The following is a 23,567-nucleotide window of genomic DNA, read 5'->3' as shown; positions in this document are numbered from 1 at the left end:
GTCTTTGCTGTCGAGCGTTGTCCATGGTCAACACTGAACTCCTGATCATCTGCGAGCACTGCGATTGTGTGTATGAAAAAGCCGTGCTCGGCAAACACCAGAAAACCCTGTGCGCACGTTGCGGCGGTGTCCTGCAGCGTTTCAACGGCCTGAGCGTCGAACAACGCCTGGCGTTGACGTTCACGGCCGCCATGTTGTGGCTGTTCGCCAATTTCTACCCGGTGATGAGCATCAGCATGAAAGGCCTGAAAAACAGCGCGACGCTGTGGGACTCGGTGCTGGCGCTGAGTCAGGGGCCGATTACCTTTATCGCCATGGTTGCGGCCATTGCCATCATCATTGCCCCGGCGTTTCAACTGGTGTTGCTGGTGTGGGTGCTGAGCTTCGCGCTCTCCTCGCGACGGGCGCCGGGGTTCAAGCTGTGCATGCGCTGGCTGGAAACCCTGCGCCCGTGGAGCATGCTCGAAGTGTGTCTGCTGGGGGCGATGGTGGCGGTGTTCAAACTCGCCGGACTGCTCGACGTGTTGCCCGGCATCGGCCTGTTTGCGCTGGCGGTGCTGAGCCTGATGATGATCCGCATTGCCGGCCGCGATATTCGCGATCTTTGGGACATTCTATGAAGCGGCCACCCACTGCCAGCGAACTCAACCTGTGCCTGTGCCACAGCTGCGGGCTGGCCTGCGACATGACTGACGAGCCGCACGAATGCCCGCGTTGCGATGCGCCGCTGCATCGGCGCAAGACCAACTCGCTGACACGCACCTGGGCCTACATGCTCGCTGCGCTGGCATTTTATGTGCCGGCCAATCTGCTGCCGGTGATGAACACCACCATGCTTGGTAGTGGCGCCGACAGCACAATCATGAGCGGCGTGCTGGAGTTCTGGGAAGCGGGCGCGTGGGACATCGCGCTGATCATTTTCATCGCCAGTATCGCCGTGCCGGGGATCAAGTTCGTCGCCCTGACGTTACTGCTGACTACCGTGCAACGCGACAGCGCCTGGGCGCGCAAAGAGCGTTCAAAGCTGTACCGCTTCGTCGAGCTGATCGGTTACTGGTCGATGCTCGACGTGCTGGTGGTGGCGTTGGTCGCGGCGCTGGTGAAATTCCAGGCCCTGGGCGACATCGAGCCACGACCGGGCATCCTGTTTTTCGGCCTGGTCGTGGTGTTCACCATGCTGGCGGCGATGAGCTTCGATCCACGGCTGATCTGGGACAAGGACTCGGACCAATCCCTCAGCGACGCTGAACCTCAAGCAGCACCTGCAACGGATGGCGCAGCGCCTGATCCGACTGGCGCTTGACCTGACTGCGGCAGGAATAACCGGTGGCCAGCGCTTCACCCTTCTCCGAGGGCGCCTCGACCTGACGCGCCCACGATTGCTCGTAAATCACCGCCGAGGTTTCACGATTGCGTGCCTCATGGCCGTAAGTGCCGGACATGCCGCAACAACCAGTGGCCTGCGTCGCCAACTTCAAACCGGCACGCTCGAACACCTGTTCCCATTGGCGAGTCGCGGCCGGGGCGTTGGTTTTCTCGGTGCAATGCGCGAGCAGACGGAACGACGCGGCGTTATCTTCCGACGCCTGCTGCGGCATCACCTTGAGTAACCATTCCTGCAGTAGAGCAACTTCCGGGCAATCCTGCATACCCGGCACTTTCAAGTATTCCTGGCGATAAACCAGGGTCATCGCCGGATCCAGCCCGAGCAGCGGCACACCCACATTGGCCAATTCACCCAACTGGCGGGCATTGCGCAACGCCGCACGGCTGAACGCCGACAGGAAGCCTTGCACATGCAGCGGCTTGCCGTTGGCACTGAACGGTGCCAGGTAAACCTGATAGCCCAACCGCGATATCAGTTCGACCAGATCCGCCAGCAACGGCGCCTCGAAGTAACGGGTGAAGGCGTCCTGCACGATGACCACGCTGCGCTCGCGTTGCGCTTGGGTCAGCGCCGACAAGGTCGCGACCGTTGCCGGTTGCACCTGCCAACGACGCAGCGCTGCATGGAAATCGAAGCGACTGAGCAGCGGCACATCGACCATGCCACCGGCACGTTCGAGCACACTGCGCAGCCACGCAGCGCCCATCAAACCGTTATACAACGCCGGAATCCGTGCCATGTAGGGGATGCTGTATTCCAGCGAGGCAATCAGATAATCCCGCGCCGGGCGCAGATAACGGCTGTGATACAGCTCGAGAAACCGCGAACGAAACTCCGGCACGTTGACCTTCACCGGGCACTGGCCTGCGCAGGATTTACACGCCAGGCAACCGGCCATGGCGTCGTAGACCTCATGGGAGAAGTCTTCGGATTGCGCGCGGGTATTGCGCCAGCGCTGCCACAGCGTGCTGAAAAACGCTGGTTGGCGAACGGCACTGGACAACACATCGACCCCCGCCTCGCCCTGCAAACGCAACCATTCGCGGATCAACGACGCGCGGCCCTTGGGCGATTGCGCACGTTCGCGGGTGGCTTTCCACGACGGGCACATGGCGTCGTCGGGATCAAAGTTGTAGCAGGCGCCGTTACCGTTGCAGTGCATGGCCGCGCCGTAGTCTTGCCAGACTTTCTCGTCAATCTGTCGATCCAGTTCACCGCGCAGGGTGACTTCGTCGATTTTCAGCAGGGCCGCGCCGCTGTTGGCAGGCGTGGCGATTTTGCCCGGATTGAACTGGTTGAACGGATCAAATGCGGCTTTCAGGGCTTGCAGCGCCGGATACAACTCGCCGAAAAACGCCGGCGCATATTCCGAACGCAAGCCTTTGCCGTGCTCGCCCCAGAGCAAGCCGCCGTAACGCTGGGTCAGCGCCGCGACGCCATCGGAGACCGGGCGCACCAGCGCCGCTTGCTGCGGATCTTTCATATCGAGAATCGGCCTTACGTGCAGCACGCCGGCATCGACGTGACCGAACATGCCGTACTGCAAACCGTGGCTGTCGAGCAGGTCACGCAACTCGGCGATGTATTCAGCCAAGTGCTGCGGCGGCACCGCAGTGTCTTCGACAAACGGTTGTGGCCGCGCCTCACCGGCGACGTTGCCGAGCAGACCGACTGCACGTTTGCGCATGCCGTAGACCTTGCTCACTGCCGCGTGCCCGACCGCCAGGGTATGGCCCAAACGCTCGACCGTGCGGTCGCTGCTCAAGTGCCCGACAAACGCCTCGACCCGACGTTGCAAGTCTTCGGGATCATCGCCGCAGAACTCGACCAGGTTGATGCCCAACGTTGGCCGCTCGGCGCTTTGCGGAAAGTATTCGGCGACGCCGTGCCAGACGATGTCCTGCATCGCCAGCAGCAAGACCTTTGAATCTACCGTTTCAATCGACAACGGTTTCAGCGCCATCAACGCGCGGGCATCGCGCAAGGCGTCCATGAAACCGCCGTAGCGGATATTCACCAGCATTGTGTGCTTGGGAATCGGCAACACATTCAGCCGCGCCTCGACGACAAAACCCAGCGAACCTTCAGCGCCGCAAAGCACACTGTTGAGGTTGAAGCGCTGATCCGCCTCGCGCAGGTGCGCCAGGTCATAACCGGTCAGGCAGCGATTGAGATCGGGAAAACGCGCTTTGATCAGCTCGCCCTGTTCATCAATGATCTGCCGCGCGCAGCGATAGACTTCACCGACGCGATCTTCGCGCGCGCACAACGCTTCAAGTTCACTTTCTTCGAGGGGCAAACCGCGCAGACGCTCGCCTCCGCGCAAGACCATGTCGAGTTCAAGCACATGGTCGCGGGTCTTGCCGTAGGTGCAACTGCCCTGGCCGCTGGCGTCGGTGTTGATCATGCCGCCGACCGTGGCGCGGTTGGAGGTCGACAGTTCCGGGGCGAAGAACAGCCCGGCGGATTTCAATGCGGCGTTGAGCTGATCCTTGACCACCCCGGCCTGCACCCGCACCCAGCGTTGCTCGACGTTGATTTCAAGGATGCGGTTCATGTGTCGCGACAGATCAACGACGATGCCATCGGTCAGCGACTGGCCGTTGGTGCCGGTGCCACCGCCCCGTGGGGTGATCACCACTTGCCGGAAAGCCGGTTCGGCAATCAGTCGCGCCACTCGCGCGACGTCCTCGGCGTCCAGCGGAAACACCGCCGCTTGCGGCAGACGCTGATAGATCGAGTTGTCAGTCGCGAGCACCACGCGGCTGGCGTAATCGGCGCTGATTTCACCGCGAAAGCCGCTGGCCTCCAGGGCTTTGAGGAACTGCTGGTAATCGGTGGTCAGGGCTTGTGCGGGCGACAGCTGGGCAATCATCGGTCAGGGTATCTCGGTCAAAATCGGGCCGTGTGGCGGTGAACAGTTGTACGCAAGGAATGATTGCGTCAGGCTCCGCCATCTAATGACGCCCATGTTCATTGCTGCAGGACATCGGGACAACCGTAAATTCGACCCGCTATTGATGACTTTTACGAATGAATCCGCGCACGCTCACCCCCTCCATGTCGTTATTGCTGGCTTTCGAGGCTGCCGCGCGCCACGAAAGCTACACCCGCGCCGCCCATGAACTCTCGCTGACGCAGAGTGCGGTCAGCCGGCAGGTGCAGATTCTCGAGAAAATGCTCGGCATGCGCCTGTTCACTCGCGAAGGTCGGCAAGTGGTGCTGACCGACGTCGGGCGCATGTATCAGCGTGAACTCGCGGAAGCGCTGGGGCAGATTCGCAGTGCGACGTTGCAGGCGATGGCTTTTGGTTCGGGCATTCACAGTTTGCGTCTGGCGACGCTGCCGACTTTTGGTTCGAAATGGCTGCTGCCGCGCCTGAAGGATTTCTACACCGCGCATCCGGGCATGACCGTGCACTTGCATTCGCGTATCGAAGCGATCGACTTTGATACCAGCGAAATCGACGCGGCGATTTGCGTCGGCGGCGGTGACTGGCCGGGGCTGACCGCCCTGCCCCTGCACACCGAAGAACTGGTGGTGATTGCCAGCGCGCAACTGTCCTCGGCTGAACGCGATGACGCCGAACAACAGATTGCCGGGCAATTGCTGCTCAATGTCAGCAGCAATGCGCAGGCGTGGGCGGAGTGGTTCAGCCATCACGGCCTGCCACACCGCAGCATGCGTATCGGCCCGAGTTTTGAAATGACTTCGCACCTGATTCAGGCGGTGCGGGCGAATATTGGTGTGGGGTTGGTGCCGAGGATTCTGGTGGAGGATGAGTTGCACAGTGGCGAGCTGCTGCAATTGGGTGAGCCGATTACCAGCCGGCGCAGCTATTACCTGGTGTATCCGCCGCGCAATGAGAATTTGCCGTCACTCAAGGCGTTTCGGGATTGGCTGGTGCATACACTCTGAAGACAGGTGTTGCCAATCAGGCCGCCTTCGCGAGCAAGCCCGCTCCCACATCGGACGTGGGAGCGCCAGAATTCCAATGTGGGAGCGGGCTTGCTCGCGAAGGGGCCGGCAGAGGCAACTTCAAAACCTCGGTTTGACCGCCTTCCAGTCCGGCTTGTACCGCTGCATCTGCCGCACATCATCACGCTGGCGAATCCCGCACGTCAGGTACTGATCATGCAGCTTGCCCAACTGCTCATGATCCAGCTCCAGGCCAAGCCCCGCTGCCCGGCTGATCTTCACGCAGCCATCGACAATCGACAGCTTGCCACCCTTGATTACCTCTTCATCCGGCTCCTGCCACGGGTAATGGGTGTCGCAGGCGTAATCCAGATTCGGCACGGCCGCCGCCACATGCGCCATCGCCATCAGGCTGATGCCCAAGTGCGAGTTGGAATGCATCGACACGCCGAGGCCAAACACGTCACACATCTTCGCCAGCGCCTGCGTGTCGCGCAGGCCGCCCCAGTAATGGTGGTCGGCGAGAACAATCTGCACGCTGTTCTGCGCGACACTGCGACGGAACTCGTCGAAGTCGGTGACCACCATGTTGGTCGCCAGCGGCAGGCCAGTGCGTTTGTGCAGCTCGGCCATGCCATCGAGGCCCGGGGTCGGGTCTTCGTAATACTGCAGATCATCGCCGAGCAATTCGGCCATGCGAATAGACGTTTCCAGCGACCAGTTGCCATTCGGATCGATGCGCAGCGGATAGTCCGGGAAGGCTTTTTTCAAGGCTTTGATGCATGCCACCTCATGCTCCGGCGGCAACGTGCCGGCCTTGAGTTTGATGCTTTTGAAACCATACGCCTCGATCATCCGCGCAGCCTGCGCGACGATTTGCTGCTCGCTGAGCGCCTCGCCCCAGTTGTCCGGTTTGTACGGCGAATCGACATGTTGCGCGTACTTGAAGAACAAGTAAGCGCTGAACGGCACCTCATCGCGAATCGCGCCGCCGAGCAGGTCCACCAGCGGCACATTCAGGTAATGCGCCTGCAAATCGAGAAATGCCACCTCGAACGCCGAATAGGCGTTGCTCACCGCTTTGCTGGCGTGGGAACCGGGCGCCAGTTCGGCACCGGCGAGGCTCGCAGGTTTATTGGCGGCAACGGTGACCTGCACGATCGCGCGCAACTGGTTGAGGTTGAACGGATCGAGGCCGATCAGTTGCGCCTGCAACTGCTGTTGGATCGCCAGCGCCGGGGCATCGCCATAGCTTTCGCCGAGGCCTATGTAGCCGTTGTCGCTTTCGATCTCGATGATCGAGCGCAGCGCAAAGGGTTCGTGGATGCCGCTGGCGTTGAGCAGCGGCGGATCACGGAAGGCAATCGGGGTCACGGTGACACGGGTGATTTTCAAGATAACGCTCCTGACAGATCAACAATCAATTCAATGGCTCGCAGCCGGGCTGGCCGTCGCGACAACGGCGGTGTCGTCATAGGGCTTTGCCGGGGTTTTGCCTTTGGCACCCGGCGCCGTGCGGGCAAAGAAAATCACCACCGCTGCGATCAGCGACGTGCCAGCCAAGCCATACAGGCCGCCCTCGATAGAGCCGGTGGTTTGTTCGAGAAAACCAAATGCAGTCGGCGCGACGAAACCGCCGAGATTGCCAATCGAGTTGATCAGCGCGATCACCGCAGCGGCGATGCGCGCATCCAGATAGCTTTGCGGAATTGGCCAGAACAATGCCGACGCTGCCTTGAAACCGATGGCGGCGAAGCAGATCGCGACGAAGGCGAAAATCGGCCCGCCAGTGGTCGACATGAACATGCCGACGGCCGCGATCACCAGCGTCAGCGCGACCCACGCCTGTTGGAACTTCCATTTACCGGCCATCGCCGCAAAGCCGTACATGGCGACAATCGAAATGATCCACGGTATCGAGTTGAGCAGGCCAACCTGGAAATCGCCGAGATTGCCCATCTTTTTGATCATGCTCGGCAGCCAGAACGTCGCGCCGTAAATGGTCAGGGCAATGGAGAAGTAGATGAAACAGAACAGCGCAATCTGCCGATCCGCCAACAGCTTGAACATCGACGGCTTGGCGATCTGCACCGCTTCACGGGCCTGCTGCTCTTCGGCAATCGCCGCGACCAGTGCTTCGCGCTCCTCTTCACTCAGCCACTTGGCCTGACGCGGATGCGATTGCAGCCAGAACCAGACAAACCCGCAAAGCACCACCGACGCCGCGCCCTCGATCAAGAACATCCACTGCCAGCCGTGCAGGCCCAACCCGCTGATGTGCAGCAGCGCACCGGAGACCGGGCCGGAGATCACCGAGGCAATCGCCGAACCGCTGAGAAACACCGCCATGGTCTTGCCGCGCTCGGAGGCCGGTAGCCACTGCGTGAAGTAGTAAATGATCCCCGGAAAGAACCCCGCCTCGGCCGCGCCGAGAATAAAGCGCAGCACATAGAAACTGGTTTCGCCCCTGACAAACGCCATGGCCATGGCGGCGGCGCCCCAGGTGAACATGATCCGTGTCAGCCAGACCCGCGCGCCGTAACGTTGCAGAAGCATGTTGGACGGCACTTCGAACAGCGCGTAGCCCACAAAGAACAAACCGGCGCCGAGGCCGTAAGCCGCCGCGCCGATGCCCAGATCGGTTTCCATATGACTGCGCACGAAACCGATGTTGACCCGATCGATGTAGTTGACGATGAACATCACCACGAACAGCGGCAGCACGTGGCGCTTGACCTTGGCGGCGGCACGGGCGAGGACCGTGACGTCCAGCGGACTCTGGAAGGTTTTCAAGGGGCGACTCCCGATCTTGTTTTTTTAGGGATGGCGTAAAGCGTTGAGTCGATCATGGACGGCGATCATTGATCCCGTCTAATCTAACCTGGCATTCGATTGATACCCGGATTAGATCAATGTTCGAACTGACCCAGCTGCGCTGCTTCACCACTGTCGCCACCGAACTCAACTTTCGCCGCGCCGCCGAGCGACTGAACATGACCCAGCCGCCGCTGAGCCGGCAGATTCAATTGCTCGAGCATCACCTCGGCGTCGCGCTGTTCACCCGCAGCACCCGCAGTGTCGCGCTGACCGCCGCCGGCCGGGCTTTTTTCATCGAAGCACAGAACCTGCTGGAGCGCGCGCAGCAAGCGGCAGTCATCGCCCGCCGGTTTGCCGAAGGCGATATCGGTTCGGTGAACATCAGTTTTGTCGGCAGCGCGGTGTATGAGTTTCTGCCCAAGGTTATCGCCGAGGCGCGACTGAAACAGCCCCAGGTAAAAATCGATCTGTCGGAGATGAACACTTACCAGCAGCACGAAGCCCTGCGCGCGCGACGCATCGATTTGGGCATCGCCCGTGCGCCATTACTCGAGCCGGGATATGCCACTGAATGCCTGGTGCGCGAGCCGTTTGTACTGGCGGTACCGAGTGGTCATCCATTGGCGAGCGCGGCTGAAGTGGCCGTAAACGATCTGGATAAGCAGCCATTTCTGATGTATTCCCACGCCGCTTATCCGCCGTTCAACGAACTGCTGACCGGCATGCTGCGCTCGGCCCGGGTTGCACCGGATTACGTGCAATGGCTGGGGTCGTCGCTGACGATTCTGGCACTGGTGAATGCCGGGATGGGCCTGGCACTGGTGCCGCGTTGTGCGACCAGTGTGGTGTTCAGGAATGTGGTGTTTCGCGATATCGATCTGGGCGAAGGGGTGCAGAGCGAGCTGCATCTGATCTGGCGGGAGAATAACGACAACCCGGCGTTTGCGATGTTGCTGGAAGCGATTCGCCGGGCGGTGGCTGAGGGGTGGGGTTAGTCGCTGGTGGCTCTAATCAGCGCTTTAGCGGTGGAGGCGCACTGGGTCCTCTAACCAGCGGTGTTACCAACTGCTTACCGTCGGGACCGACAAAGAGGCGTGCGATGTGAGGTGGAATGGGGGTTGGTTCTTTTGCACTCATAATAAAACCTCCTTGACGGAACTGAATTCGACCCACTGAACTTTCGAAGAATCTATCACCAATAATTCGGCGCCAAAAGGCAGCACCTCGCCATCATCTCCAAGCCAGCGTGGATTCAGCACGATGAACTGTCCTTCCGAGGGACCGGAGGGCCACTCCTGGGGCCAGCCAAACAATCGCCGCTCATCACTCAGGTGCAAAGTGACAAGGCGATCATGTCCCTCAAAAGCGCTGTACCACTCGCTGGGATGGGAGTTTTTCCGCGTCAGATCTCGTTTGCGAAGCGACGCATGCAACACCCCATTTGAAGCCAAGTAACAGGAAAAGCCACCGAGATATACTGAAACAATAAAGGCCCACAAAGCCTCGGCCCGAGCATCCCATGTTCCTACAGAAAATCCTTTCAAACCCACCCACAAACAAAGAGAGCCAATCCCCCAAACCGCGCCCTGAATCACAAACGTAAAAATCAACGCCTGCACGATCTGCCCAAAAGTATCGGGTCGCTTGAACGCCGTCAGCGAATAAAAAATCCACGCCGACAAAAACCCGGGAATCAGGTACTGCAACAGCGGAATAACTTCTTTGACCAGATCATCCATGATCCGAGGCTCCTTGAAAGACCGGCCGATCTGACTATCGACCGCCCTCAAAAGCCTAGTGCACACGGCTGAAAACCCTCGCGCGCAACTGTCACCACTCATTACGCATCCTGCAAAATCAGATCCGCGCCCTTCTCCGCCACCATCAACACCGCTGCGTGAGTATTGCCCGAGGTTACATTCGGAAAAATCGACGCATCAACAATCCGCAACCCGTCGAAACCGTGGACCTTCAGCCGCTTGTCGACCACCGACGTCTGCTCGTCAGCGCCCATCGCACACGACCCGCACAAGTGATAGATCGAGCCACAGTTATCGCGGAAGTACTGCAACATCTGCTCGTCAGTTTCCACCGCTGGCCCCGGTAAAACTTCATCTACCGTGATGCTCTTGAGCGCCGGGGCGTTCATGATCTTGCGCATAAGACGGCTACCCTGAATGACCTCGTCGATGTCCTTTTGCGTGCTCAGGTAGTTCGGATCGATCAACGCTGCATCCCGGGGATTTTTCGAGGCGATCTCGATATGCCCACGACTGGTCGGCCGGCACGGGTTGAAGCACAGCAGGAAGCCGGAATACGGCTCGGGCTTGAGGCTGGCCCTGTTGTTCTTCGGAATCTGGTACGACAGCGGGTTGAAATACAGTTGCAGGTTCGGGTGATTCTGTTGCGCGTCACCACGGAAAAAACCGCCGGCCTGATTCACACTCATGGCCAGGGCGCCCTTGCGTGTCAGCAGGTATTTCACGCCTAGCTTGAACTGACCGAACAGCGAACTCAGTTCATCATTGAGCGTCGGGATATTGGCCTTGTAGTAATAGCTGGCGCACAGGTGATCCTGCAGGTTCTGCCCTACTGCCGGCAGGTGCTTGACCAGAGGAATGCCATGCCGGGCCAGCAAGCCGCTATCGGCCACGCCGGACAATTGCAAGATCTTCGGTGTGTCGACCGCGCCAGCGCACAAGATCACTTCCTTGCGTGCGGTGAAGGTTCGTATCACGCCATGCTGAGTAATGGAGATTCCGGTCGCACGTTGTTGCGTGTCATCAAACAACACCCGATCCACCAGCGCGAAATGCTCGACGGTCAGGTTCGGTCGTTTCAGAGCCGGATGCAGATGCGCGAAGCTGCTGGAGCAGCGCTGACCGTTTTTGGTGTTGACGTCGTAGAGACCCGCCCCTTCGAACTTTGCCCCGTTGAAATCTTCACTGCGCGGATAGCCGAGTTCCGAGCAGCCCTCAAGAAACACATCGCAGATCGGATGCGTCTGGCCCTTCATCGGCGTAATACTGATCGGGCCGCTGCCACCATGATATTCGCTGTCACCCAACGGATGGTTTTCCAGTGTGCGGAAGTACGGCAACACATCCTTGAAGCCCCAGCCATCGTTGCCATTGGCGGCCCAATCATCAAAGTCATGAGCCTGGCCGCGCACGTAGATCATGGCGTTGATCGAACCGGAACCGCCCTGCACCTTGCCGCGCGGGGCGTAGATCTCGCGGTTGCCCAACTGCTTTTGTGGCTGGCTGTAATACATCCAGTTGAAGGTCGGGTTGTAATACATTTTGGCGAAACCGACCGGGATCTTGAACCACAGCGAACTGTCTTTGCCGCCCGCTTCCAGCAACAGCACGGTGTGTTTGCCCGACGCCGAGAGCCGGTTGGCCAGCACGCAGCCAGCGGCGCCTGCGCCAGCGATGATGTAGTCGTATGTCATGCACGGTTACCGCGTAAGTCGTTGTACAAAATTCGCTCCCACAGGGGGCTCAGCAATCAAAAGCTGTGTCAGCCGCGAGCCGGCGAGGTGTCTTTGACGTCAGCCGGGCTCGGCGCCATCTGCAAATGCAACCGCTCGCCGGTATACGGCGAATGCCTGCGCACCACGTCCATGTTCAGCTCGACGCCCAGGCCCGGCTCGGTGGACGGAATGATGTAGCCGTCTTCCCACTGCAATGGCTTGGTCAGTACTTCGGCGTGGAAGCCGCCCCAGGTCTCGATACTTTCCTGAATCAGGAAGTTCGGTGTGCAGGTTGCCAACTGGAAACTCGCCGCTGCGCCAATCGGCCCGTTGTACAAATGCGGGGCGATCTGCGCGTAGTAGGCTTCAGCCATGCTGGCGATTTTCTTGGCTTCGAGCAGGCCGCCGCAGCGCGCCACGTTCATCTGCAGGATCGACGCGCCGCCGGCCTGCAACAGCTTGAAAAATTCGTATTTGGTGGTCAGGCGTTCGCCGGTGGCAATCGGGATGCTGGTCTTGGCCGCAACTTGCGCCATGGCCTCTTCCTGCCCCGGCGGCACTGGTTCCTCAAACCACAGCGGATCGTATTTTTCCAGGCGCTTGGCCAGACGAATCGCCGACGACGGCACCATCTGCCCGTGAGTGCCGAACAGCAGGTCGCACTTGTCGCCTACCGCTTCGCGGATCTTGCGGCAGAAGGTCTCACAGCGCTCCAGCACTTCCAGCGAAATCTGGTGCCCGGAGTACGCGGTGTACGGCCCGGCCGGGTCGAACTTCACTGCGGTGAAACCTTTGTTCATGTTGTCGATGGCGCATTCGGCGGCCAGATCGGGGTCGTCGTAGTCGTACTCGCCACGGCTGTTGACCGGGTACAGATACGTGTAGGAGCGCAGGCGTTCGTTGACCTTGCCACCGAGCAATTCGTAGACCGGCTTGTTCGCCGCTTTGCCGATGATGTCCCAGCAGGCCATCTCCAGGCCGCTGACCACGCCCATCATGGTCAGGTCGGGACGCTGAGTGAATCCGCTGGAATAGGCCTGGCGGAAGAAGCGTTCGATGTGGTGCGGGTCGTGATTGAGCAGATAGCGCTCGAACACGTCTTCGATGATCGGCAACATCGCTTTCGGGCCAAAGGTCGCGGCGTAGATCTCGCCGACACCCTCGATCCCGCAATCGGTCTTGAGCTTGACGAACAGCCAGTACATGCCGCCGATGTGCGGTGGCGGTACGGCAACGATATGGGTTTCAAGGGCGATGATTTTCATCTCAGGCTCCTGCTTTTTTCGAAGATTGACGATTGATTCGGGCACGCAAGGCCACAGCAGCGAGCATGCCGACCAGACCGATAGTGGCGATGTAGCCGATGTACAGCTTGTAGCCGAGGGCACCGGGGAAATGTTCGGTGAGGTAGCCGTTGATCAGCGGGATAAAGGCATCCGGCATGTAGCCGACCACCGAGACGATCCCGATAGCCAGGCCGGTGATGCGCAGCGGAATGCTGCAACTGTCGAGAATCGCCCAGTACAGACCGCGAATCGCATAAGTCATCAGGCCGATGAAAATCACCGTAGCGATCAGCAGCCCCATGCTGTTGAGTCCCGGGAACACGATCAGCCCGACGATGGCCAGACTCGCCAACAGCAGAGCGACGATCAGCACCGAAATATTGGAGAACTTGTCACCCAGCCAGCCGCCGCCAATGCCACCGATCGGACGCATCCACAGTTTGATCGTGGTGATGGTGCCGGCCATGACCGCCGTCATGCCGCTGCCTTGCAGGTAGTCGGAGAAACTGTAGGTGGCCCAGAAGATGTGGTATCCGCAGAACACGATGGCGGTGACCAGCCACAGCTCGGGAATTTTCACCAACGTGGTGAGGTCGCTGAGCAGATTGAACTTGCCCTTCTCCACCGCCGGCGTTTCTTCCATCGACTTCGGATCCTTGATCAGCACCAGCACACAGCCGATGGCGATACAGGTGAAGGCGTAGAGATAGACCACATGCTTGAAACCTTCGGCAGTGGACTCGCCACGGGTTTCGGTGGCGAAGGCAAACAGACCCAGTGCAACGGTCGCGAGCAAGGCTTCGACCAATCCGCGTCCACCGTCGAGGATGCCGAAAAAACGCCCCTGTTCGGTGTGATGCGCAATCATCTTCACGCGTTTGAGTACCGAGGCCCAGAAGGTCAAACCGGTGGTCAGGCCCCAGCAGCCAAAAATGATCATCAACCCGGTCATCGACGGCGCGGTCGAGTACCAAAGGCCCAAGACTCCGGTAGCCACTAATGAGAAGAAAATCAGAAAGCGCGGTGCAATGCGATCGGCCAGCCAACCGCTTGGCAAATAACTGAGCAGGAAGATCGTGCCCAGCATCGAATACAGATAACCCAACTCGCTGTGGTTGATCTGGAACACTTCGAGCATGGTCGTCTGATAGACCTGGCGAAGATAGAGAATCGGGTAGATCGCGCCAGCGGCGAGCACCAGCAACATCAATTGGACATAGCGACTTCCCTTGTCGCTCTGGCTTCTCACAGCCGAATCGGAACCCTGAACAGCGGCAGCAGAGGATGCATGCTTGGACATTGAAGTGACCTCGGGCGGCCCGGTGTCCGGGCGCCCCTGATAATTGTTTTTATTAGATAAAATCAGCTGCGAGCTTCAAGCTACGCGCGGCAAGCCGAAGCCCGCCACCGTTTGCCCTTACTTGCAGCTTGAAGCTCACAGCCAGCAGCTGCCTTTCTAGTACTTCATGACCACAAGTCGGGTCTGGGTGAATTCGAGCATGCCGTGCTTGCCGTCATCGCCGCCCAGGCCGGAGCGTTTCCAGCCGGCGTGGTAACCCTGATACGGGTCGGCCGGGGTGCGATTGACATACAACTCGCCGGCTTCGATGGCATTGGCGACTTTCTGCGCGGTGCGGTAGTTCTCGGTGTAGAGCACCGATGACAGGCCGAACTGGTGATCGTTGGCCATCGCCAGCGCTTCGTCGATGTCGCGGTACTTGAGCACTGGCAGCACCGGGCCGAAGATCTCTTCCTGGACGATTTCCATGTCCTGCCGGCAGCCACTGAGCAGCGTCGGCGGATAGAAATGCCCGGCGCCTTGTGGCAATACGCCGCCGCTTTCGAGGGTCGCGCCGTCAGCAATGGCGCGCTCGACCATGGCGTGAATATTCTTCTGCGAACTGGCGTTGACCAGCGGCCCCATCAGACTCGCATCAGTGGCACGGTCGCCGAACTTCACTTCGGCAATTTTCGCCTTGAGCAGCGCGAGGAATTTGTCGTAGACGCTTTCCTGCACGTAGACACGTTCGACCGCCGTGCACAACTGCCCGCAGTGGGTAGTTTTCGAGGCGATGACCGCGGTAGCGGCCGCTTCCAGATCGGCATCTGCTTCGATGATCGCCGGGGTCTTGCCGCCCAGTTCCAGCGACGGCTTGGCGATGTTGGTTTTGCAGTAATCGAGGACGATGCGCCCGGCGTTGACGCTGCCGGTCAGGGTAATCAGGCCCACCGCTTTATGAGTGCAAACCGCTGCTGCCGTGGCGTGATCCATCGTCAGGATATTGATCACACCGGCCGGCATGCCCGACTGCTGCACGGCTTTGGCGATCTCGAATGCCGAGGTCGGTGTGTTGTTGCTCGGGCGCACCACCACAGTGTTGCCGGCAATCAGCGCCGGGGCGATTTTGCGCAGCAACGTGTAAACCGGGTAGTTGAACGGGATCAGGCACGCCACCACGCCGATCGGTTCGCGGTGCAGGAACAGGTTTTCGTCAGGGCTATCGCTGGGGATGATCTCGCCTTCGATGCGCCGCGCCCATTCGGCGTGATAGCGGGTGATCTGCGCGGCGTAACGCGCTTCGTTACTGGCGTCGCTGACGCTTTTTCCTGACTCGGCGGCCAGCGCTGTGCCGATGGCTTCGGCGCAGTCTTCAAGGGCAGTGGCGAAAGTTCGCAGGTGTTCGGCGCGTTCGATGCTGGTGAGTTTGCCCCAGACCTTTTGCGCCGTTGCCGCCGCGTCGACCGCCGCAGTGGCTTCTTCGACGGTGGCACCCGAGACGTGGCCGAGCAGCGCTTCGGTCGCCGGGTTGTAGACCGCGATCAGCGCCGCGCTGGCAGGCTCGATGAATTGGCCGTTAACAAAATTTCGCTCGATTCGCATGTGCATCGCCCATCGTTTGTTTTTATCAATGCCGCCAGTCTTGTCATCGATGGCGGGTTGAACAAACGATTTATCGGGCGGGCAAACATTCGAAAAATGCAGGTTACCCTCAATTACATCCCTCCCTCTGTGGGAGCGAGCCTGCTCGCGAAAGCGGTGGATCAGACACAACATTGTCCACTGACACACCGCTTTCGCGAGCAGGCTCGCTCCCACAGGGGATCCAGGGTGATTCAGATAGCAGCGGTCGAGGGCTCTAACTGGCGTTGCGCCAGCCAGATTTCTTCTTGCAGCCATTGCGAAAAAACCTGTAATTGCGGCATCTCGGTCTGCTCCGGTCGCGTCACCAGCCAATACGATTGATGCCCCTCCACATGCACATTCAGCACTTGCGTCAGTTGCCCGCTGGCCAGCTCGGCCGCGACCATATGCCAATCGGCAATGGTGATGCCCAGACCATCGGTCGCCGCCTGAATGGCTAGGTCCAGCAGATCGAACTCATACCCGCCCTGGGTATCCACACCGGTGATCCGCGCGGCGTCGAGCCAGTGTTTCCAGGTCAGATAGCGCTGGTCTTCCCTGGCCAGCACATGCAGCAGCGTCAGGCGGTTGAGATCAACGCCCCGCTCGCCCACTTCACGGGCATATAACGACGGCGCGCACACGGCGATATGCCGCTCCTGAATCAACAGCGAACTGTCGAGGCCGTCCCACTCGCCATTGCCGAAACGGATCGCGCAATCGAGGGTGTTGGTTTCGGCGAGGCTGTCCTGCAAGCGCGTGGTAATGCTTAATTCCAGCTCCGGATGCCGCTCGCGCAAGCGGCCCAACCGCGGCATCAACCAGCGACTGGTGAAGGTCGGCGGTGCATTGATGTGCAAACGATTGGAATGAGTTTTCTGCTGAATGCTGCGCACCGTCAGTTCGATCTTGTCGAAAGACTGGTGCAGGGCTCGCAGCAACACCTTGCCGGCGGACGTCAGTTCCAGATGGTGATGACGGCGCTCCAGCAAGCTCTCACCGAGCTGTTCCTCCAGTTGCCGCACCTGCCGACTGACCGCACTTTGGGTGACATTGAGCAACTCGGCAGCGCGGGTGAAGCTGCCGGTGCTGCCGGCCACTTCGAACGCTTTGAGCGCGTTCAGGCCAGGCATTTTGCGTTTCATATCGAGGCACTCGAAAACCACTGACAAGATGCCAAGCATCCCACGAGCCTGCCGGACTGTCCTACAGGAATTTGCGAGTAACATGCATCCCACGCAGGTTTGCTCATCGTTTTTATCGTTTGTTCAACAATCGGCGGATAGCAAAACTGCGCGGCATCTCTAATAAAAACAATCGAGAGCCGCTCCATGTCCTTCTCTGCTTCCTTTCGCTTGCGCACCACCGCCATCGCTCTGTCCTGCAGCATTGTCGCCCCGGCGATGGCCGTGCAGGTCACCGACAATCTTGATCTGGGCGGCGCCATTCGTGCGCGCTGGGACCTCGACCCGGATCGTGACATACAGAAGTTTGGCCTCGACACGGTATTCCTCAGCGCCAAGTACAATTCCGACAGCTGGATCGGCGAAGCGCAATACCGTTTTTACGGTCGCTCCTACCCTTACCAGTACACGAAAAACTATGGCGACATCCAGTTCGCCAAGTTCGCGTGGGTCGGCTACAAGTTCAACCCCGACCAGCAAGTGCAAGTCGGCCTGAACACCGTGCCGTTCGGCTTGCAGCCGTATTTCGGCAGCACTTTTTACGAAACCCTGGGCAACGTCATCGGCCTGGAAGACGTGCAACAGGTCGGCGCCAAATACATCCAGCAAAGTGGCGACTGGAACGTCCAGGCCGGTTACTACCTGCGCCCGGCATGGCAAGGCAAAGGCACCAGCAATGGCGTCAGCTACTCGAGCATCGTCTCCGAAGCCGACAGTTATGTCGCCGACGGCAGCGACAACCAGGAGCGCAACACCGTGGTGCTGCGCGTCGCCAAGGCACTCGATCTGGGCCCGTGGAAATCGGAGGTCGGCATTTCGGGCCTGACCTCCAGCCTGCAAAACCGAGACACCAACAACGATGGCCGGCGCAACGCCGTGGCCATTCACTATCTGGGCAAAAACGGCCCGTGGGGCGTGCAACTGCAAGCGGCGCGGCAACAGATGTCGCCACGCAATCCCGGCAGCGATGCAGTGGTCACACTCGGTGGTTACGACGGCACTTACAATGTCGCCACTCGCGGCAATCTGTACGTCGCGGACTTGAGCTATGACGTGGTGGGCAAATACCTCTTCGATCAGGTCAGCGGCGTCAAGCTCTACGCCAACTACAGCGCCTTCGACAAATCCGCCAGCGGCTTCAAGACCTCAGAGCGAATGATCCTCGGCAGCTCTTTTTCGGTGAGCAAATTGTGGGTCGCGACCGAGTGGCTGTTTGGCCGGAATGATCCGTACATTGGTGGCAGCAGTTACACCCAGAGCCTGGGTGTGGGTGGGCTGGATCAGTGGGAGAACCAGTTGTATGTGAACGTCGGCTACTACTTCTGATCCAGCCGTTATTGCGCCGATGAGATAGCGTTCGCGAGCAGGCTCGCTCCCACCCTGGAATGCATTTCAATGTGGCAGCGCGCCTGCTCGCGAAGGTGCCCGCACAAACAACCCTTGCATCAAACCCTGCGCAATAGTCAGATACCCCCTACAAACAAAACCTACAAAAAACAAACCGAGCCAAACGCTCGATCCGGGGTTCTGCCTCCATGCGTCAACTGCCCTCCCTCAACACCCTGCGCGTGTTCGAAGAAGTCGCGCGCCATCGCAGCTTCAGCCAGGCTGCCCTCGGCCTCAACGTCACCCAGGGCGCGGTCAGTCGCCAGATCAAACAACTCGAAGACTACCTCGGCGTCGCCCTGTTCGTGCGCACGCCCCAAGGCCTGTCGCTGACCGAAGCCGGCAGCAATCTCAAGCCGCATCTTGCTGAAGCGTTCGACCACATGGAGCGTGCCTTGCAAGCCGTCCGCGTACCGAATCTGCGGCAACGCCTGCGCGTACTTGCACCGCCAACCTGGGCGACGCGCTGGCTGTCACCGCACTTGCGCGCGTTCTGCCAGCGCTACCCTGACATCAGCCTCAGCGTGACCAATCAGGCCAGCCACGACAGCCTCGCGGAAATCGATTGCCACATTCGTTTCGGCCTCGCTGCATCAACGCAATGCGCCAGTCAGTTGCTGGTGATGGAGCGGCACATCGCAGTGGCCAGCCCGGAACTGTTCAATGGTGATCAAGCACTGGATCTACATGACTTTGCACTGCTGCACATCCTGCATGACGGCAAGCGCCTGAAGGTCTGGGAGAACTGGCTGGCGGCGATGGGTCGTGAGGATATCGATGCGGGACAGGGCCTGGAATTCAGCACGCTGGATCAGGTGATTCACACCGCACTGGCCGGTGGCGGACTGGCGGTGATTGACCGGCAGATGATCGAGAAGGAATTGGCCAATGGCAGCCTGGTGCCGATCACTCCGATTGAAGTGATCGGGCCTTATGGGTATTGGCTGGATGTGGCGAATGACAAGCAAGGATTATCGAAGGTGAAGCTGTTTACTGATTGGTTGAGTCTGGTGAGTAACCCCTGAAAGAGCCCCTCACCCTAGCCCTCTCCCGGAGGGAGAGGGAACTGACCGAGGTGAATGTGCGAAGTGCGGCGACCTGAAATATCGAGCGGAACTCAAATTTTGAACCCCGCGAAGATCGGCTCCCTTCCCCCTCGCCCCTTGGGGAGAGGGTTGGGGTGAGGGGGTAGGCCTTTGAGCCTTACACATCAAATCGGCGTGGCGATTTTGCTTACTGCGATTGCAGGGCCGTCCACCGGACTTTGCGCCTTGCACGCCTGACTCAGCGTCAGCGCCTTGGTTTCCGGCGCCCACGCCCACGACAGCCACGCGCCAATCGCCAGGATCGCCGCGAGAATGGCCATGGTCGGACTCAGGCCGATCCCGGCCACACTCACCGGCAACAGGAAGGTACTGACTGCCGAACCGAGGCGGCTCACTGCCGTCGCCAGGCCAATCCCGCTGGCACGCACTTCGGTGGGAAAGCTCTCCGCCGGAAACACTCCGACCAGATTGCTCACCGCCGACAGCACCAGCGTGAACACACCGAACACCAGCACCATCAACCACGCCGCACTGCCCGGCAACACCGCCAGTAGAAACAGCGCCACCGCGAGAATGATGAACGAGTTGATCAGGAACCCGCGCCGGGTGAATTTGATCGTGCACCAGATGCCGATCAGCGCGCCGAGGATCAGCAGCATATTGAGCATCAGTTCAGTGCCGAAGCCTTCGGCCAGGCCCATCTTCTGCAGGATCGAGGGCAGAAACGTGTAGATCGCAAAATACGGCATCACGATGCATACGAAGAACAGGCAATTGAATGCCGTGCGCTTGCGGTATTCGCGACTGAACAGCACCGCATAGCCAGAGCGGGTTTCGCTGGAGCGTGTTTCGTCCAGCTCGACGTTGGCGCCCAAGTGCTTTTTGACAATCGCTCGCGCCTCGGCGATGCGCCCCTGATTGACCAGCCAGCGAGGCGATTCCGGCGTGCCAATGCGCGCGATCAGGATCAACGCCGCCGGGATTGCCGACGACGCGAGCATCCAGCGCCAGGCATCGTCGCCAAGACTCAGCATTGCGGTGCCGACGAAGGTTGCGGCGACGTAGCCGAAGGTCCAGATCACACTGAACGAACCGAGCAGCACGCCGCGATGCTTCTTCGGCGAGAACTCGGCCAGCATGGCGTGACCGACACTGAAATCTCCGCCCAGACCGATACCGATCAACACCCGGCAGAGAAACAGGCCCATGGCTGTTTCGGCATAGAACTGCATCACCGAGGCAATGGTGATCAGCACGAAACTGACCAGGAAGATTTTCTGCCGACCGACCTTGTCCGAGATCCAGCCGAAAAACAAACTGCCGAGAAACAGCCCGATCAACGCCGAGGCGCCAATCAATCCCTGCCAGAACGCATCCAGCTGCATCTGCGGGCTGAGCAAGGTGAACGCGATGCCGATCAGGCCAAGGATATAGCCGTCGGTGAAGTGCGCGCCGAAGGTCAGGCCGGCGATCTTGAGGTGAAAACGGCCGATGGGCAGGTCATCGATTTTTATGGGTTGAGCGGACATGTTCGTCTCCAATTGTTGTTATTGACGGAGAAACCGATTGCTCTTGCTTTGGCTTTATGTGGGAGCGAGCCTGCTCGCGAAGGCTGAGTGTCAGTTCATATAAGCGTTGACTGATACACCTCATTCGCGAGCATGCGCGCTCCCGCAAAGGGGATCTTCGCTGAGGGTCAGAGACCGCCCATCAACAGGTACTTGATCTCCAGATAGTCATCCAGACCGTACTTCGACCCTTCGCGCCCAAGGCCCGATTCCTTGATCCCGCCGAACGGCGCCACTTCGGTCGAGATGATCCCTTCGTTGATCCCGACCATGCCTGCCTCCAGCCCTTCGGCCATGCGCCAGACCCGGCCGATATCGCGGCTGTAGAAGTACGCCGACAAACCGAATGGCGTGTCATTGGCCCGTGCCAGCACTTCGGCCTCGTCCTTGAAACGAAAGCATGCTGCCACCGGGCCGAAGGTTTCGTCCTGAGCGATGAGCATGTCGCCGCTGACCTCAGTCAGAATGGTCGGCTCGTAGAACGTACCGCCGAGCGCGTGACGACGGCCGCCGCACAACAGCGTGGCGCCCTTCTCCAATGCATCGCCGACATGCCTTTCGACTTTGGCCAGCGCCGCCGCATTGATCAACGGGCCTTGCTCGGTTTCACCCTCCAGCGCACTGCCGACGCGCATCACTGCGACTGCTTCGGCGAGCTTGCCGGTGAAGGCTTCATAGACGCCATCCTGGATAAAGAAGCGATTCACGCACACGCACGTCTGCCCGGTGTTACGGAATTTCGAGGCCATTGCGCCTTTGACTGCCGCGTCCAGATCGGCGTCGTCGAAGACAATGAACGGCGCGTTGCCGCCCAGCTCCAGCGAGACTTTTTTCAGCGTGTCGGCCGCCTGGCGCATAAGCAATTTGCCGATGCGGGTCGAGCCGGTGAAAGACAATTTGCGCACGACGCTCGACGCTTGCAGCGCACCGCCTATCGCCACGGCATCGCCGGAAACGACGTTGAATACGCCCGCCGGAATACCCGCCTGCTCGGCCAGCACCGCCAAGGCGAAGGCCGACAACGGCGTCTCTTCAGACGGCTTGAGAATCATTGTGCAACCGGCCGCCAGGGCTGGACCGACCTTGCGAGTGACCATGGCCAGCGGGAAGTTCCACGGTGTAATCGCGGCGACCACACCGATGGCTTCCTTGACCACAATGATCCGCGCATCCGCCTTGTGGCTCGGGATTACATCACCGTAGGCGCGCTTGGCTTCCTCGCCAAACCATTCGAGGAAACTCGCCGCGTAGACCACTTCGCCCATCGCCTCGGCCAACGGTTTACCCTGCTCGCGACTGAGCAAGGTGGCCAGATCCCTTTGGTTGGCGAGCAGCAAATCGCTCCAGCGCTTGAGACGCTGGCTGCGTTCCTTCGCGGTCAATTTGCGCCATGCCGGCAGTGCGCGGTTAGCGGCGTCGATGGCCAGGCCGGTTTCTTCGGCACCAGCCTTTTGCACCTCGGCGATCAGCTCATTATTGGCTGGGTTGCGCACCGCATAGGTCACGCCGCCCTTGCCCCACTGGCCGTCGATGAAGTTGCCGTGACGGATCAAATCGCTCATGCCACTGCCCCTTGCAGAGTGAAACGCTCCAGCCCCGGACGGGCCGAACGCAGAATGCGTTTACCAGCGGTGTAGTCGTTGATCACGTCGCACGGGGTGTAATTGCGCTCCAGCTCGTGCAACTCGTCAGCATCGAGCCTGGTTTCAAGTGCGGCCAGCGCACTGTCGAATTGCGCCGTGGTGTCGGCGCCGACCAGCATGCAATCGACGCCGGGGTGATTGGCCACCCACGCCTGCGCGATCTGCGCATTCGATACGCCGCGAGCACGGGCCACGCGCTGCACCGAATGCGCGATCTCGAACGAGGCTTCGTCGCTGTACATCTGCTGGGTGAAAAAGTCAGTCTGGTTACGGGTCGATTGCACGTCACCGGTCAACAGACCGCGCGCCAAAGGACTGAACACCGAGACACCGATGCCCTGATCGCGGCAGAACGGAATCATTTCGCGCTCTTCTTCGCGGTAGGCGCAGTTCAGTTGCAGCTGCATGTTGATCGGCTTGACCCAACCGTTGCGCTCGCAGGCCATGAGGATCTTCGCCAGTTGCCCGGTCAGCATCGTCGACACACCGATGTAGCGGGCTTTACCGCAACGCACGATGTCGTTCAGCGCGCCCATGGTCTCTTCGACCGGGGTATTCACGTCGAAGTAATGCAGCATGAACACGTCGACGTAATCCATGTCCAGACGCTTCAGCGAGGCATCGATGCTGTCCATGATGTGCTTGCGCGAATGGCCGCTGGCGTTGATGCCGCTACGGGTGCCGTAACCGACCTTGGTGGTGATGACCAGATCTTCGCGACGGGCCAGGCGCTTGACGATGCGCCCGACCACTTCTTCGCCGACACCGGCGGAATAGAAGTCCGCCAGGTCGATGAAATTGACGCCGTTGGCCAATGCGTGCGCGACAATCGGCTCGCTCTGTTTTTCATTGAAGATCCACGGTTTCCAGTCTGGCGTGCCCATGTTCATGGTGCCCAGGCATAGACGCGAAACTTGCAGGCCGGAGTTGCCCAAACGAATATATTGCATGGCGC

Annotated in this window: 18 protein-coding genes; 6 read left to right on the top strand and 12 right to left on the bottom strand. The window is 59.8% G+C overall.

The genetic code is table 11. The features are described 5' to 3' along the window. Window positions 1–23: 23 nt before the first annotated feature. Both C2E19_RS12995 and C2E19_RS12990 read left to right on the top strand, forming a co-directional pair. The gene (locus C2E19_RS12995; RefSeq protein WP_129392684.1) at window positions 24–620 is read left to right on the top strand and encodes a paraquat-inducible protein A; all 597 of its coding nucleotides are present in this window, start codon (window positions 24–26) and stop codon (window positions 618–620) included. Further along, complete coding sequence (locus C2E19_RS12990; RefSeq protein ID WP_129392680.1) at window positions 617–1,303, top strand: paraquat-inducible protein A; 687 nt, start codon at window positions 617–619, stop codon at window positions 1,301–1,303. Before C2E19_RS12995 ends, C2E19_RS12990 begins: the two co-directional genes overlap by 4 nt. Here C2E19_RS12990 and C2E19_RS12985 read toward each other — a convergent pair. Next, window positions 1,236–4,262 carry an FAD-binding and (Fe-S)-binding domain-containing protein gene (locus C2E19_RS12985; RefSeq protein ID WP_129392677.1) on the bottom strand — a complete coding sequence of 1,009 codons (3,027 nt, stop codon included), beginning with the start codon at window positions 4,260–4,262 and terminating at the stop codon, window positions 1,236–1,238. The two genes, C2E19_RS12990 and C2E19_RS12985, sit on opposite strands and share 68 nt — an antisense overlap. A gap of 158 nt (window positions 4,263–4,420) precedes the next feature. Between C2E19_RS12985 and C2E19_RS12980 the strand changes: the two genes are divergently transcribed. Further along, on the top strand, window positions 4,421–5,305 hold the full coding sequence (locus C2E19_RS12980) for a LysR substrate-binding domain-containing protein (protein WP_129392674.1): 885 nt from the start codon (window positions 4,421–4,423) through the stop codon (window positions 5,303–5,305). Between the two features lie 120 nt (window positions 5,306–5,425). On the opposite strand, the gene C2E19_RS12975 is transcribed toward C2E19_RS12980, so the two are convergent. After that, window positions 5,426–6,700, bottom strand: coding sequence for a glucarate dehydratase family protein (locus tag C2E19_RS12975; protein WP_129392671.1), 1,275 nt, complete (start codon window positions 6,698–6,700; stop codon window positions 5,426–5,428). A gap of 30 nt (window positions 6,701–6,730) precedes the next feature. After that, the gene (locus C2E19_RS12970) at window positions 6,731–8,098 is read right to left on the bottom strand and encodes an MFS transporter (RefSeq protein ID WP_129392668.1); all 1,368 of its coding nucleotides are present in this window, start codon (window positions 8,096–8,098) and stop codon (window positions 6,731–6,733) included. A gap of 119 nt (window positions 8,099–8,217) precedes the next feature. Between C2E19_RS12970 and C2E19_RS12965 the strand changes: the two genes are divergently transcribed. Further along, window positions 8,218–9,117, top strand: coding sequence for a LysR substrate-binding domain-containing protein (locus tag C2E19_RS12965; RefSeq protein ID WP_129392665.1), 900 nt, complete (start codon window positions 8,218–8,220; stop codon window positions 9,115–9,117). A gap of 138 nt (window positions 9,118–9,255) precedes the next feature. Here the strand turns inward: C2E19_RS12965 and C2E19_RS12960 are convergent, their stop codons facing one another. The 6 genes from C2E19_RS12960 to C2E19_RS12935 form a co-directional block, all read right to left on the bottom strand. Continuing rightward, window positions 9,256–9,861: a DUF6338 family protein gene (locus C2E19_RS12960; RefSeq protein ID WP_129392662.1), complete on the bottom strand. Its 606-nt coding sequence runs from the start codon at window positions 9,859–9,861 to the stop codon at window positions 9,256–9,258. Window positions 9,862–9,962: 101 nt separating this feature from the next. Then, window positions 9,963–11,576, bottom strand: a complete 1,614-nt coding sequence (locus C2E19_RS12955; protein WP_129392659.1) for a GMC family oxidoreductase — start codon at window positions 11,574–11,576, stop codon at window positions 9,963–9,965. Window positions 11,577–11,644: 68 nt separating this feature from the next. Beyond that, window positions 11,645–12,862: a mandelate racemase/muconate lactonizing enzyme family protein gene (locus tag C2E19_RS12950; protein ID WP_129392656.1), complete on the bottom strand. Its 1,218-nt coding sequence runs from the start codon at window positions 12,860–12,862 to the stop codon at window positions 11,645–11,647. A 1-nt stretch (window position 12,863) separates the two neighbouring features. Then, complete coding sequence (locus C2E19_RS12945) at window positions 12,864–14,183, bottom strand: nitrate/nitrite transporter (protein WP_129392653.1); 1,320 nt, start codon at window positions 14,181–14,183, stop codon at window positions 12,864–12,866. A gap of 156 nt (window positions 14,184–14,339) precedes the next feature. Next, window positions 14,340–15,764 (bottom strand): aldehyde dehydrogenase, encoded by a 1,425-nt coding sequence (aldA, locus tag C2E19_RS12940; RefSeq protein ID WP_129392650.1) that lies wholly within the window; start codon window positions 15,762–15,764, stop codon window positions 14,340–14,342. A 233-nt stretch (window positions 15,765–15,997) separates the two neighbouring features. Continuing rightward, complete coding sequence (locus C2E19_RS12935) at window positions 15,998–16,930, bottom strand: LysR substrate-binding domain-containing protein (protein WP_129392647.1); 933 nt, start codon at window positions 16,928–16,930, stop codon at window positions 15,998–16,000. Between the two features lie 186 nt (window positions 16,931–17,116). On the opposite strand from C2E19_RS12935, the gene C2E19_RS12930 reads away from it, so the two are divergent. Further along, window positions 17,117–18,295: a hypothetical protein gene (locus tag C2E19_RS12930; RefSeq protein WP_129392644.1), complete on the top strand. Its 1,179-nt coding sequence runs from the start codon at window positions 17,117–17,119 to the stop codon at window positions 18,293–18,295. 209 nt (window positions 18,296–18,504) lie between these two features. Beyond that, a complete protein-coding gene (locus C2E19_RS12925) occupies window positions 18,505–19,380 on the top strand; it encodes a LysR substrate-binding domain-containing protein (protein ID WP_129392641.1) in 876 nt (291 codons plus the stop codon). 185 nt (window positions 19,381–19,565) lie between these two features. Here C2E19_RS12925 and C2E19_RS12920 read toward each other — a convergent pair whose 3' ends face one another. The 3 genes from C2E19_RS12920 to C2E19_RS12910 form a co-directional block, all read right to left on the bottom strand. Then, entirely contained in the window at window positions 19,566–20,930 is a 1,365-nt protein-coding gene (locus C2E19_RS12920) for an MFS transporter (protein ID WP_129392638.1), read from the bottom strand. 167 nt (window positions 20,931–21,097) lie between these two features. After that, entirely contained in the window at window positions 21,098–22,531 is a 1,434-nt protein-coding gene (locus C2E19_RS12915) for an NAD-dependent succinate-semialdehyde dehydrogenase (protein WP_129392635.1), read from the bottom strand. Further along, entirely contained in the window at window positions 22,528–23,562 is a 1,035-nt protein-coding gene (locus tag C2E19_RS12910) for an aldo/keto reductase (RefSeq protein ID WP_129392632.1), read from the bottom strand. The genes C2E19_RS12915 and C2E19_RS12910 overlap by 4 nt, the downstream gene beginning before the upstream one ends. Between the last annotated feature and the right edge of the window lie 5 nt (window positions 23,563–23,567).

Origin of the sequence: Pseudomonas sp. DTU12.3, from assembly GCF_004124275.1 — a bacterium.
Taxonomy (GTDB): domain Bacteria; phylum Pseudomonadota; class Gammaproteobacteria; order Pseudomonadales; family Pseudomonadaceae; genus Aquipseudomonas; species Aquipseudomonas helmanticensis.
This window is presented reverse-complemented; position numbering and strand designations above follow the sequence as displayed.